General features: G+C 72.5%; 12 protein-coding genes. 2 read left to right on the top strand and 10 right to left on the bottom strand.

Annotation, left to right across the window (positions count from 1 at the left end; genetic code table 11):
• The first annotated feature begins 80 nt into the window (after window positions 1–80).
• A complete protein-coding gene (locus tag Dsi01nite_RS29970; RefSeq protein WP_203849653.1) occupies window positions 81–1,613 on the top strand; it encodes a GAF domain-containing protein in 1,533 nt (510 codons plus the stop codon).
• 78 nt (window positions 1,614–1,691) lie between these two features.
• On the opposite strand, the gene Dsi01nite_RS29965 is transcribed toward Dsi01nite_RS29970, so the two are convergent.
• The 4 genes from Dsi01nite_RS29965 to Dsi01nite_RS29950 form a co-directional block, all read right to left on the bottom strand.
• Window positions 1,692–3,308, bottom strand: a complete 1,617-nt coding sequence (locus Dsi01nite_RS29965) for an ankyrin repeat domain-containing protein (protein WP_203849652.1) — start codon at window positions 3,306–3,308, stop codon at window positions 1,692–1,694.
• 94 nt (window positions 3,309–3,402) lie between these two features.
• Complete coding sequence (locus tag Dsi01nite_RS29960; RefSeq protein WP_203849651.1) at window positions 3,403–3,702, bottom strand: hypothetical protein; 300 nt, start codon at window positions 3,700–3,702, stop codon at window positions 3,403–3,405.
• 164 nt (window positions 3,703–3,866) lie between these two features.
• Window positions 3,867–4,376, bottom strand: coding sequence for a hypothetical protein (locus Dsi01nite_RS29955; RefSeq protein WP_203849650.1), 510 nt, complete (start codon window positions 4,374–4,376; stop codon window positions 3,867–3,869).
• A 109-nt stretch (window positions 4,377–4,485) separates the two neighbouring features.
• A complete protein-coding gene (locus tag Dsi01nite_RS29950; RefSeq protein ID WP_203849649.1) occupies window positions 4,486–5,301 on the bottom strand; it encodes an SAM-dependent methyltransferase in 816 nt (271 codons plus the stop codon).
• Between the two features lie 176 nt (window positions 5,302–5,477).
• On the opposite strand from Dsi01nite_RS29950, the gene Dsi01nite_RS29945 reads away from it, so the two are divergent.
• Window positions 5,478–5,774 carry a TolB family protein gene (locus Dsi01nite_RS29945; protein ID WP_203849648.1) on the top strand — a complete coding sequence of 99 codons (297 nt, stop codon included), beginning with the start codon at window positions 5,478–5,480 and terminating at the stop codon, window positions 5,772–5,774.
• A gap of 40 nt (window positions 5,775–5,814) precedes the next feature.
• Here the strand turns inward: Dsi01nite_RS29945 and Dsi01nite_RS29940 are convergent, their stop codons facing one another.
• The 6 genes from Dsi01nite_RS29940 to Dsi01nite_RS29915 all read right to left on the bottom strand — a co-directional run bounded on the left by Dsi01nite_RS29940 (window position 5,815) and on the right by Dsi01nite_RS29915 (window position 12,360).
• Complete coding sequence (locus Dsi01nite_RS29940; protein ID WP_203849647.1) at window positions 5,815–6,303, bottom strand: (2Fe-2S)-binding protein; 489 nt, start codon at window positions 6,301–6,303, stop codon at window positions 5,815–5,817.
• The gene (locus Dsi01nite_RS29935) at window positions 6,300–7,190 is read right to left on the bottom strand and encodes an FAD binding domain-containing protein (protein ID WP_203849646.1); all 891 of its coding nucleotides are present in this window, start codon (window positions 7,188–7,190) and stop codon (window positions 6,300–6,302) included. Before Dsi01nite_RS29935 ends, Dsi01nite_RS29940 begins: the two co-directional genes overlap by 4 nt.
• 8 nt (window positions 7,191–7,198) lie before the next feature.
• Window positions 7,199–9,487, bottom strand: coding sequence for a xanthine dehydrogenase family protein molybdopterin-binding subunit (locus Dsi01nite_RS29930; RefSeq protein ID WP_203849645.1), 2,289 nt, complete (start codon window positions 9,485–9,487; stop codon window positions 7,199–7,201).
• A gap of 55 nt (window positions 9,488–9,542) precedes the next feature.
• Window positions 9,543–10,964 (bottom strand): glucose-6-phosphate dehydrogenase, encoded by a 1,422-nt coding sequence (locus tag Dsi01nite_RS29925; RefSeq protein ID WP_203849644.1) that lies wholly within the window; start codon window positions 10,962–10,964, stop codon window positions 9,543–9,545.
• Between the two features lie 64 nt (window positions 10,965–11,028).
• The gene (locus tag Dsi01nite_RS29920; protein ID WP_203849643.1) at window positions 11,029–11,616 is read right to left on the bottom strand and encodes an SDR family oxidoreductase; all 588 of its coding nucleotides are present in this window, start codon (window positions 11,614–11,616) and stop codon (window positions 11,029–11,031) included.
• A 69-nt stretch (window positions 11,617–11,685) separates the two neighbouring features.
• A complete protein-coding gene (locus Dsi01nite_RS29915; RefSeq protein ID WP_203849642.1) occupies window positions 11,686–12,360 on the bottom strand; it encodes a response regulator in 675 nt (224 codons plus the stop codon).
• Between the last annotated feature and the right edge of the window lie 53 nt (window positions 12,361–12,413).

Raw genomic sequence — 12,413 nt, 5'->3', positions numbered from 1 at the left:
CTTCGACGGATCGTCAGACTTTTTTCGCGCCGGTATTACCGAAACGCAACACTGGGCCACTCGCGTCATACTCGCGATGAATGTCGGCATCGCCGCTGGACGGTGCCGCCCCGCAGACCGTCGAGGCCGGAAGGAGTACCCCATTGGACCTGGACGCAGCCCTGGACTCGATCGATCCGGTCCGCACCGCGGCAGCGGTCCGTGATCCGGCCCGGCTGAGAGCGGTCGCCGCGATCGGCGAGGCCACCGTCGACGCCTGGTGCGACGAACTCGTCGCATCCGCCCGGACCCAACTGGGCACCTCGGCCGCGCTCGTGTCGATCGTGGAGCGGCACGGTCAACGCTTCCCCGGCGCCCTCGGCCTGCCGCCGCAGTGGCAGCGCCGTCGCGTCGCGCCGCTGACCCACTCGTTCTGCCAGTACGTGGTCGGCTCCCGCCGGCCGCTCGTCGTCACCGATGCCCGCCGGCATCCCGTCCTGCACGACAACCCGGCGATCAGCGACCTCAACACGGTCGCCTACGCCGGCGCGCCGATCGTCACCGCCGCCGGCCACGTCCTGGGCGCGTTCTGCGCCACTGACAGCGCCCCCCGCTCCTGGACCGGCAGCGAACTGCGACAGATCGCCGCTTACGCGGCCCGCTGCGGGCAGCGCTTCAGCCGGCAGGACACGGAGCCGGACCAGCCGGATCCCCCGCCCCCGCGTCAGCAGCCTCCGGCGGGCACCGGACCGGCGGATCACCCGCCGGCCGCCGGCAACCCGGCCTCGTGGAACCCGACCGCGCTGTTCCCCGACTTCCGCATCGACGCCCGGCCGCCGATCCGCATGTCGCGCGACGAGGTGGTCTTCCGTGGCCGCTTCCACGCCGAGAACGCCACCATCAAGATCCGCATCACCGACACCGCCGAGGCCCGCGCCCGATTCGTCCACCGCATCCACGTGTACTCGGCGTTCGGGCCGACACCGCCCCCGGTCGTCGCCGGCGCCTACCGGTGGAGCGACAACGACCGGTTCCTGATCCTGTCGGGTGGCCCCGGCACGATGCTGCAGACCCGCGAGGAGCCCGACCCGGCCCTCACCTCCGCGCACCTGCGCGACGTCGTCACCGCGGCCGCGCAGCTGTCGACCTGGCGACCGGACGACGAAGACGCGCAGATCTGGCAGATCGACCATCACCGCATGATCGACGAACGCCACCGCGCCCACACCATCACCGACGACGACGCCCGCCGCCTGCACGACCTGGTGCGCTGGTGCGAACCGGTGCGGATGTTCGCCCACGGCTCCCTGACCATGCACTGCGTGAAGCAACTGCCGTCCGGCCGGCTCACCTTCACCGGGTTCGACCGGGCCGGTATGTACCTTCCCGGCCGCGACCTCGCCACCCTGTACGTGACGCTGCCGCACGACGACCACGCCGGCCACTGGCACATCCTGGACCGGGTCACCGACGTCGACGCGCTGGAACCCTTCACCGTCAACCTGTTCCTCGCCGCCACCCCCGTCACCATCCCGGCCGGCACCACGCCCGCCGGGCGGGCCGCGCGGTGGGCGGCGTTCCGGAGCGCCCGCGACGTCGCGCACCGCCTCCTGCGGCAGCTGACCACCGACTGACGGACGACGACGACGCCCGCTCGGTCCTGTCTCTGCGCATGGTGTGCACGTCGGTGATCACAACACGCGGGTCATCCACTATGGCGGGCGTTCGGCGGTGTCGTGGCCGCGCCTGGCCTCCTGCTCCACGTCGGCCCAGTCCAGGCCCACCGCCAGCGGCCCGGCCGGCACTGGTTCCGGCTCCGGCTCCGGCCAGGTCGCCGGGTCCAGCCGGGACAGCCGGGGAATGGCACCCGCGTCGCTCAAGGCGGCGACCAGATCGGCTGGGGCGCCGTGGACCAGGGCCTCACACATCGCCGTGTAACCCAGATGGTTGACGGCGTTGACATCGGCGCCCGCGGAGAGCAGGCGGGTCAGCACGTCGGCGTGCTCGAACTGGTGGATCCGGTGCAGCAGCGTCCTGCCGACATTGTCGCGGACCCGCGGGTCCATGCCCTCGTCGAGCAACGAGCTGACCACCCTGCCGCCGCCGTGGTGCATGCGGCGCCAGAGGTCGCGGCGATACTCGGCGAGCCGCCTGGGCAGCCTGCCCCCACCCTGGTGCCAGGCGACCTCGGCGGCGAAGCAACCCCGCAGCATCCCGCCGAACGCTTGCAGCGCCAGCTCACGCCGTCGCTCGTCGGCGGTGTGGTCGAGCGGCTCCAGCTGCCCGCCCCGCAGGGCAAGCCAGTGCCAGTCCGGCCCGCAGCGAACCCTGACCCGCTCCCCATCCCTGAAACCGGCGGGCGTCACGGCCGGCTCGCGGGGCGCAGGCGGTGCCAAACCCGGAGCGACCACGTCCGGAGCAGGCGCGCTCGACGGGAAAAGGGCGGCCCGCACCAGCGGGTGCACGTCCGCGACGCCGAGCCGCCCGTGCTGGACCAGCTCCAGGTCGACCGCGCCGCGCAGCAGCGACGGGTGCAGGCAGAACTCGACCGAGGCCGGCTCCTCGTGCCGCGCCCGCCCTCCCTGCGCCCCTTGCTGTTCGTCGTCGACGACAGCGACCCGGTTGCGCCGGCCGGCGACCTCGAGCAGCAGCTGCCGGGAGAACCACGACCGCCGCTTGAGGATGCTGGAGCGCAGCTCCCACGACCTCTGCCCATACTGCGCGGCGACGCGCCGCAGCTCGACCGCCGCGAGCCGCGGGTTCGTGAGGCGGAGCAACTCGTGGCCATCGCGCATCCGCCGCCGTGAGCTCGGCGCGTCGATGATCCAGCCGGCCGACTTCCACGGATCGTTCACCCAGGTCGACTCGTCGACCGGCAGTGCCCGCAGCTCGTGTGCCCGGCGCGCGTCCCACATGTGTGGCGGCACCGGAAACACCGGCCCTGGCGAGATGTCGCCGATGCGCACCGCCTGCAACGTGAGGCGTTGCGATGCCGAGACCCAGTGCGGCGACCGGACTCCCAGGACGACGGTTTCCGCCGTGACCGGTCCCTCGGGCGCGAGCACGTAGCGGGTCCTCGGCAGCAGCGCCGCCGTGCCGTCCATCGCCCGCGGCAGGTGCCAGCGCAGCAGGTCCGGCGCGAGCCCGGCGAGCAGGTCGGCGACCGGCCCGGCATCGTCGAACGCGACCGTGACCCGCGCCGCCTCGCACGCGGCCCGCCAGTCGCCGCGCTCCCGCGCCTCGGCGCATTCGGCGATCATCCACGCGGGAACCGCATACCGGCGGATCAGCCGCCACTCATCCAGCGCCGCGAACGGCCCTCCGACCATCGTGCACCCCCGTCTCGCCCTGGATGCTACGAGGACCCCCTGACACTTTTCCGGCGATGACTGCCGGCTCGGCAGGGCGGGGCCCACGCAGGGTTCAGTCGTCCTCGATGTATCCCGTGGCGGGGTCAACCTGGGCCAGGAAGTTGCGGATGTTCTCCATGTGCTCGTCGAGCGACAGGCTCCGGGTCGGACTCACGCCGAATCCGTAGCCAGGGTTCGGCCCGCTCAGCCAGGCGTAGTCGGTGCCTCCGAACTCGTTTGGGCTGAGGGCGAACGACTCTCCGTCGACGGCAAGTGTGAGTGACCTGACGCCGGCCGCACCTTGGGTTTCGGGACACACGCCGGGCATGGCCTCCGGGTCGCCACCGCCGCCGTCTGGGTAGATCGCCTTCACTCAACCATCATTGCGCGTTCGTCCGCGGGGGCGCAGGGGATGATCGCGTGCGGTCCTGCCGTCGACCGGGTGTGCCGACAGCCCGCCGGGTGTCACTCGCCGGGTGTCACTCGCCGGGACGGCGATCGACGCATGCGAGGGCTGGGCTGTGCCCATGCATGCGGTCAGTAGAGGGCCGGCAGGGCGCGATTGATGGTTGCGTTGAAACGGCCAAGCAGAGGCTCGAGCTTTCGACTGGCTTCCTTCGCGGTTTCGACATCCCTCGCCCACACCGATTCGCCCGCGATGGTTCTCAGGTCATCCGCCAATGATCGGATCTCGTCGTCGAAAATGCGAGCTCGCGAGGACTCGAGGCTGAGCAGCGCCGTGGACCATCCAGTGGCGGTGGGCGTCTCCCACTGGCGGGCTTTCCACTCTCCGGTCCGACGCAGCTCGTCCAGAAGGCGATCCAGTTCCGCGTATGCGGCTCTGATCAGCTCGGTGACCGCGGATTGCAGCGCCAGGATGCTGTCGCGTTGGAACGTGTCGCGCAGTGCCTTGCGCTCGCGCTGATGCTGCTGCTCACGCACGGCGCTCTCGCGTTGCGTGACGAGCCGTTCCCGATAGATGGTGAGGACCGACGTGGTGAGGGAGCCAAGGATCACGCCCGCGAATCCGAAGATTGCCGCAATCATCCGCGCTCCTTGCTTTGGATACCACGCACGTTGATTGTCCACGATCAACGCAACGCGGCCCTCGCCCGTCCGGCGGCGCCACGACCCGACGCCGCCAGCGGGCCGAGCGCTACGGCTTGCGGGCGACGCCTGCCCAGATGCTGATCCGGCTGGGGTCGACCGAGTCGTCGTCGGTTTGCGGGCGCCATTTCGAGACCAGGACGATGCCGGGATCGACCATCTCCAGACCGTCGAACAACGTGGTGAACTCGGCGCGGTCGCGGGGCCAGATGTCGCTCATGCCGGAGTCGAGCATCTGCCGGTAGGTGTTCTGCTCGTGCTCCGGCATGAAGTCCAACGTGAAATGTGTCGCGGCGAGGTAGCTGCCGGAGGGAAGCTCGTCCAGCAACTGCCGCACGATGGGGCGGGCTTCTCCCTGACCCGGGATGAAGTGCAGAATGGCGATCAGCATCAAAGCCACCGGCCGGGACAGGTCCAGGGTGTCCCGCTGCCGCAAGGCGGCCAGGATGGCCTGTGGGTCCCGCAGGTCCGCCTCGATGTAGTCGGTGACGCCTTCACCGGTGCTCGTCAGCAACGCACGGGCGTGGGTCATGACGAGCGGGTCGTTGTCGACATACATGACCCGGCTGTCCGGTGCGACGCGCTGGGCCACTTCGTGGGTGTTGTCCTCGGTGGGCAGGCCGGTGCCGATGTCGAGGAACTGCCGGATGCCGCCGTCCGCGGCAAGGAACCGGGTCATCCGGCCGAGGACATCCCGGTTGGCGCGGATACCGGCGCGCATGCCGGGGAACTTCTGCTCGATCGCGTCAGCCGACTCGCGGTCAGCGGCGAAATTGTCCTTCCCGCCCAGCCAGTAGTTGTACCGCCTGGCCGGATGCGCGACGGACGTGTCGATCGCTGGCGACGTTTGCGTCGGCTCGGTCACGGCGGCTCCCTATCGACAGGAACGAAGATACGAACAGCGCACTCTAACCTGTGCGCCGCTGCCGCGGCGCAACGAGATCCTTCGGCAGGACGCCACCGGCTGGCGACCAGGTACTTTGCTGTCGGTTCTCGGTCTCGTCGAAGAATTGACCGAAATGAGCGGGTCCCGGTTTCGGGATGAAGCGACCGTTCGTGCCTGGCCTCGCCGTGCTGATCGTGTCGGCGCTGTTGCCGTTCGTCCCGGCGAGCCCGGCCGGGGCGGCCCTGGTCCGCGGCGCTCGTATCGTGTTCTCGCGCAATGACGACCTGCCCGGCACCGAGCCCGAGATCATGTCGATGACCTCGGCGGGCACGAATGTACTGGCGCTGACCAACACGCCGGCGATCGTGGACCTCGGCCCGGTCTACTCCCCGGACGGCAAGCGGATCGCCTTCAGCCGCTGGGGTGCCGGACCCGACTCGCAGCCCGCCTGATCCACCATCGGTCCGTGGTGGTGCGGCGTGTCCAGCTGATTCATGCCTGGAGATCGAGGCGCTGTTGCTCCTCGGCCGCGCGCAGGATGGCCCGCCGGATCGGTGCGTAGCCGGTGCACCGGCAGAGGTTGGAGCCGACCAGGCTGTCGACGCGCTCCGGGTGCTCGGCGAGGTCGGGGTCGGCGTCCAGGGCGCCCGCGGCCAGCATCAGGAAGCCGGGGGTGCAGAAGCCGCACTGCAGGGCGTGTTCGGCGGAGAACGCGCGCTGCAGCGGATGCGGTCCGCCGTCGGCTCCCGCCAGGCCCTCGACGGTGCGCACCGACCTGCCGTCGCACTGGACGGCCAGCATGAGGCAGGACCGGACCGCCTCGCCGTCCACCAGCACCGTGCAGGCCCCGCAGACGCCGTGTTCGCAGCCGAGGTGGGTGCCGGTGAGCCGGCAGTCCTCCCGCAGCACGTCGGCGAGGATCCGGCGCGGCTCCACGTCCAGCGGGTAGTCCGTGGCGTTGACCGTGAGGGTGATCTTCATCGGAGTCCTTCCGTACGTCCGGCGGCACGCGACCGCTGGTCCGCCGCCGCCCGTCGCAGGGCCCGGCCGACGAGGACCGCGACGGCCTGCCGCTTGTACCCGGGGTCGGCGAACGGCTCGGCGACCGGTGCGGCGTCCTGCTCCGCGGCGGCGCGGCCGGCGCGGTGGTACAGGTCGTCGGCGATCTCGGCGCCGAGCAGCGACTGCTCGGCGGCCAGTGCCCGCACCGGCCGGTCCGAGGCGTTGACCAGTCCGATCCGGCTGCCGGTGATCACGCCGTCCCGGACGGTCAGGGTCGCGGAGACGGCCACCGTCGCGAAGCAGAAGTGCGTGCGCCGGTGCTCGATGAAGGCGACGCCGGTGTCGTCGCTGAGCAGTGGGAAGCGCACGGACGTGATCAGTTCCCGGGGCCGGCGGGCGGTCCGGTGCGGCCCCTGGAAGTAGTCACGGGCCGGGACCTGCCGGGCGCCGTCGCTGTCCCGCAGGGTGAGGTCGGCGTCCAGGGCCAGTGCGACCGCACACCACTCCGAGGCCGGGTGCGCCCAGGCGAGGCTGCCGACCAGCGTGCCGCGGGCGCGGATCGGCGGGTGCGCGATGTTGGTCACCGCCTGCTGGAACAGCGTGCCGAGCGGGCCCGGCACGGCCTGCGGCGCCTCGAAGGCCGCGTGCCGGACCAGGGCGCCGACCCGCAGCGAGCCGCCGTCGACGCCGAGACCGTCGAGTCCGGCGACCCGGTTGACGTCGACCACCAGGTCGGGTCTGCGCCGCCACAGGTGCATCTCCAGCAGCAGGCTCTGCCCGCCGGCGATGACCGCGGCGGTGCGTCCGGGGTCGCCGAGCGCGTCGACGGTCTCGCGGACCGACCGCGGCGCGACGTAGTCGAACACCGGTGGCTTCACCGCGCGGCCCGCCAGACCCGCTCCGGCGTGAGCGGCAGCTGCAGCACGTCGCGGTCGGCCGGCCGCAGCGCGTCCGCCACCGCGTTGACCACGGCGGCGGGGGTGCCGATGCAGCCGGACTCGCCGGCTCCCTTGGCGCCGAGCCGCGTCGCCGGGCTCGGCGTGCAGGTGTCCCGGCCCACGAACGGCGGGACCTCCGCGGCCGTGGGCAGCAGGTAGTCCAGCAGGCCGTCGGTGAGCACCGGCACGCCGTCGTCGTCGAAGCACATGCCCTCGTACAGCGCCTGGCCGAGACCCTGCACCGCGGACCCGAACGCCTGCGCGTGGACCACCGCCGGGTCCAGGACCACACCGCAGTCGTCGACGGTCACCAGCCGCAGCACCCGGACGGTGCCGAGTTCCGGGTCGACCTCGGCGACCGCGGCGTGAGTGCCGAACGGGAACGCCATCGCCGACTCGAAGCGGTCGTCGACCCGCAGCGGCCCGGTGGCCCGCACCAGCGCCGCGAGGTCCATCGCCGGTGCGCCGTCGTGGGGGCCGTGCACGGTGCCGCCGGACCACCGCACGGTCTCCGGCGGCAGGTCCCACAGCTTCGCGGCCCGGTCCCGGGCCTCGTCGGCCAGCAGCGCGGACAGGTGGCTCAGCAACGCGCCGGAGACCTGCGCCGTCCGGCTGGCGAAGGAGCCGACCCCGTCGGCCTGCTCGCCGGTGTCCCCGTCGACCAGCCGGACCCGGTCCGCGTCCACGCCGAGGCTCGCGGCGACCAGCGCGGGGAGCACGGTCTCGTGGCTCTGGCCGCTGGAGGCGGCGCCGCACCGGGCGGTGATCACACCGTCCTCGCCGACCTCCAGGCTGCCGAACTCGTGCAGCCCGCCGGGTTCACCGCCGGAGCGCTCCACGTAGCAGGACAGCCCGATGCCCAGCGGCAGGGCGTGCGGGTCCGCGCGGCGCCGGGCCTGCTCCGCGCGCCACGCGTCGTAGCCGAGCGACTCCAGTGCCAGGTCGAGCGCGGCGGCGTAGTTGCCGCTGTCGTACCGGCGGCCGGTCGGCGTCTCGTACGGGAACCGGTCGGGCGGGATGAGGTTGCGCCGGCGCAGCTCCGCCGGGTCGATGCCGAGCCGGTCGGCGAGGGTGTCCATCGACCGTTCCAGGGCCATGGTCGCCTCGGCCCGGCCGGGCCCGCGGTACGGGTAGGTGGTCATCGTGTTGGTCAGCACCGACCGCAGCGTCGCGTGCACCCGTGGCGTCGTGTACGGGCCGGTCGCCATCCACGCGGTCTGCATCGGCAGCCCCGCGCCGATGTGCGGGTAGGCGCCCACGTCGGCGTCGATGTGCAGCTCGTAGGCGAGCAGCCGGCCGTCGGCGTCGGCGGCGAGCCGGACGCGCTGGTCCTGGCCCCGGCCGCGGGTCGCGACCAGCATCGACTCCAGCCGGTCCTCGATCCAGCGCACCGGCCGTCCGAGCCGCACCGCCAGGAACGCGACCGCGACGTATTCGGGGAACGACGCGCTCTTCGACCCGAACGCGCCCCCGGTGTCGGGCACCACGACCCGGATCCGCTCGGCCGGCCAGCCCAGGGCGGCGGCCAGCTCCCGGCGCAGCCGGTGCGGCGCCTGATGCCCCGACCACACCGTCAGCCGGTCGCCGTCGGGGACCGCGAGCAGCGTCCGGCACTCCATCGGCGTCGGCAGCAGCAGCGCCTGGCGGTACCTGCCCTCCACCACTGCCGCCGCGTGCTGCCACACCGACTCGTCGACGGGTTGCCCGGTGGAGCCCTCGAGGGCGACGTTGCTCAGCCCCTCGAACAGGCGGACCGTGTCGTCCAGGGCCGCCTCGGGCGTCACCACCGCGGGCAGCGGGTCGATCCGGACCGTGACCTCGGCGGCGCCGTCCTCGGCCCGGTACCGGTCCTCGCCCAGGACCACGGCGACGGCCTCACCCGGGTACCGCACGCGGTCCTTCACCAGCACCGGCCATTCCCGGCCGGCGACCGCCTCGTCCGAGGACAGGTTCGCCAGCACCGTGTGCGGCATGGGCGGCAGGTCCGGCAGGTCGGCGGTTGCGTGCGCGCACGGCGGCAGGTCGTGCAGGTCGGCGGCGGACCACGCCCCGACCACCCCGGGCACCTGCCGGGCGGCGGCGCAGTCGACGTCGCGCAGCGTGCCGTGCGCGACGCGGCTGCGCACGAACGCCGCGTCCAGACAGCCCGGGACCTGGATGTCGGCCACGTAACGACCCCGGCCGGACAGCAGCCGCTCGTCCTCACGCCTGGTCCAGGTGCTCACGCCGGGGAAGCTGCCCGCACCGGCCGCACACAAACGCCGGCGTTGCAGAAGCGCGCTACTCGCCGAGCAGCCACCGCTGCGGCGCGGGGAGGGCACGGGCGCGGGCCGGGCCCCAGGAGCCCTGCGCGTATGTGGCGAGGCGGGGCGGGTGATCCAGCAGCGGCTGCGCGACCTTCCACACCGCCGACAGCCCGTCCGGCCGGGTGAACAGCGACCGGTCGCCGAGCAGGACGTCGTGGATGAGCCGCACGTACGGCGGCAGGGGCTCGGCGTCGGGCAGCTGGGACAGCGGCAGCCGTGCCGTCGCCGGCTCGACGCGCAGGCCCACACCGGGCTGCTTCGCCAGCAGTCGCAGGTCGATCTCGCCGGTGCCCGACAGGGAGAACGACAGCAGGTTGGTCTGCTCGGGCAGGCCGGGGAACGGGCACACGGGGGTGCGCAGCACGACGCTGACGCGCTGCTGGCTGTCGGCCATCCGCTTGCCGGTCCGCAGCAGGAACGGCACCCCGCGCCAGCGCGGGTTGTCGATCCACAGCCGCGCGGCGACGAACGTGTCCGTCTTCGACCGGGGCGCCACGCCGGGCACCTCCCGGTAGCCGGCGAACTGCCCGAGCACCACCTCCGCCGGATCCAGCGGCCGGAACGCGCGGATCACCTTCTCCCGCGCCGCCTGCAGGTCGGCGGCGCCGAGCGAGGCCGGGGTCTCCATCGCGACCTCGGCCGCGACCTGGAACAGGTGCGTCACCAGCATGTCCAGCACCGCGCCGGTGGCGTCGTAGAACCCGGCGCGGTCGTCGACGCCGAGGGTCTCCGGCACGTCGATCTGCACGGACTCGATGTGGTCGCGGTCCCACATGGCGGAGAAGACCTCGTTGGCGAAGCGCAGCACGTGCAGGTCCTGGGTCGCCTCCTTGCCGAGGAAGTGGTCGATCCGGTACACCTGCGACTCGTCCAGCACCCGCCGCACCGTCCGGTTCAGGGTGCGGAAGGTGTCCGGTGAGGTGCCGAACGGCTTCTCGTAGACGACCCGCGCGTCGTCCACCAGCCCGTGCCTGCCCAGCGCCTCGGTGAGCCCGCCGAACGCGACCGGCGGGACGGCGAGGTAGTGCACGAGCTGCGGGTCCTCGCCCGTCCGCGAGCGGGCCTGCTCGATGACGTCGAGCAGGCTGCCCGGGTCGTCGGCCCCGAACCCGCCGCCGGCGAACAGCAGCCTCGGCTCGAAGTCGCGCCACCACCGTTTCTTCGGCCGCGGCCCGAACTCGCTGAGCGCCTTGTGGACGTGGTCGCGGAAGTCCTCGTGCGGGATGTCACCACGGCCGTTGCCGATCAGTACCCACTCCTTCGGCAGGAGTCCCTCGGCGGCGAGCGTGGCGAAGGCCGGCAGCACCATCCGCTTGGCGAGGTCGCCGGTCGCACCGAACAGCACGAACACGGTGGGCCGCGGAACACGCTCGACGGCGTCACGGATCGTCGACATCACCCCAGCGTATGGAGCACGCGGGCGGCAGACGCCGGCGTCACCCCGTTTCTCACCGTCACGGTCAGTCGGTGATGACGACGACCCCCGACGGCGCGTCCAGCAGCTCGACCGTCCGTTCGGCGGCGCGGTCGATCTGGATGCGGGGCGGCGCGGGGACGTCGCGTTCGTGGTAGGTCCCGGGGCCGTAGAACTGCCCGTAGCTCAGCACGACGCCCTCTTCGGCGAGGACGGAACGCTCCAGCTCCGCCGCGGCCGCGGCGTCCGGGCCGTCGGGCAGCTGCCAGGCGACGGTCTGCGCGAGGATCCTGGGCTTGCCGGTCGTGCGGGCGGCGTCGATCAGGTTCTGGTTGCCCTCGGTGCGGACGCGGGCGTTCATCTCGGCGTGGGCGCCGATGTCCGCGACGTCGTCCGGCAGGTCGGTGAGCTGGTTGATGATGACGTCCGGGGCGAAGTCCCGGACGGCCCGGGTCAGCGCGGCGCGGTCGAACACGTCGCAGACGACCGGTTCGGCGCCGAGCCGGCTGATCAGGTCGGTCTTGTCGGGTGAGCGGGTCATGCCGCCGACGACGTATCCGGCGTCGACCAGCCGGGGGATCAGCCGCCGGCCGATCACGCCGGACGCTCCGGCGAGGAACACGCGTGTGGGCATCTGCCTACCTGCCTTCTTCCGGGACCGCACTGCTGGGCACCGGCGCGCTGTACCCGCTGACCGGTGCGGTCACGCCTTCCAGCGGTACTCGACCTCAGGGCGGCCGGCGTTGCCGTACCGGGCGTGCCGGGAGGCCAGCCCGACGTCGGCGAGGTGCTCCAGGTAGCGCCGCGCCGTCACCCGCGACGCGCCGAGCACCGCGGCGACCTCGGCGGCCGACCGGCCGGCGGCGGCGCCGCGCAGGGACGCGGAGACCGCGTCGAGCGACTCCTGGCTCATACCCTTGGGCAGGTTGACCGGGTCGGCGCTGCGCAACGTGGCCAGCAGCCGGTCGACCTCGTGCTGGTCGGACACCGAACCGGCGTCGAGGACCTGCCGGCGGTAGTCGCGGTACCGGTCGAGCTTGTCCCGCAGCGTCGCGAACACGAACGGCTTCAGCAGGTACTGCACGATCCCCTGCGACACCGCGGCGCGGACCACCGCCAGGTCCCGCGCCGACGTCACGGCGATCACGTCGGCGCGGTGACCGGCCGCCCGCATCGCCCGCACGACCTCGAGCCCGTGCAGGTCCGGCAGGTGCATGTCGAGCAGCACCAGGTCGACCGGCACCCGGCTGAGCAGGCGCAGCGCGTCGGCGCCGGTGCCGGCCCGGCCGGCGACAGCGAACCCGGGCACCCGCCCGACGTAGACGACGTGCGCGTCGGCGGCGATCGGCTCGTCCTCGACGACCAGGACGCGGATCACCGCGACCCCTCGATGACCAGGACGCGGATCACCGCGACCCCTCGATGACCAGG

This window comes from Dactylosporangium siamense (assembly GCF_016862795.1).
Taxonomy (GTDB): domain Bacteria; phylum Actinomycetota; class Actinomycetes; order Mycobacteriales; family Micromonosporaceae; genus Dactylosporangium; species Dactylosporangium siamense.
The sequence above is the reverse complement of the archived record's forward strand: the minus strand, read 5'-3'. Positions and strand labels throughout refer to the sequence as shown.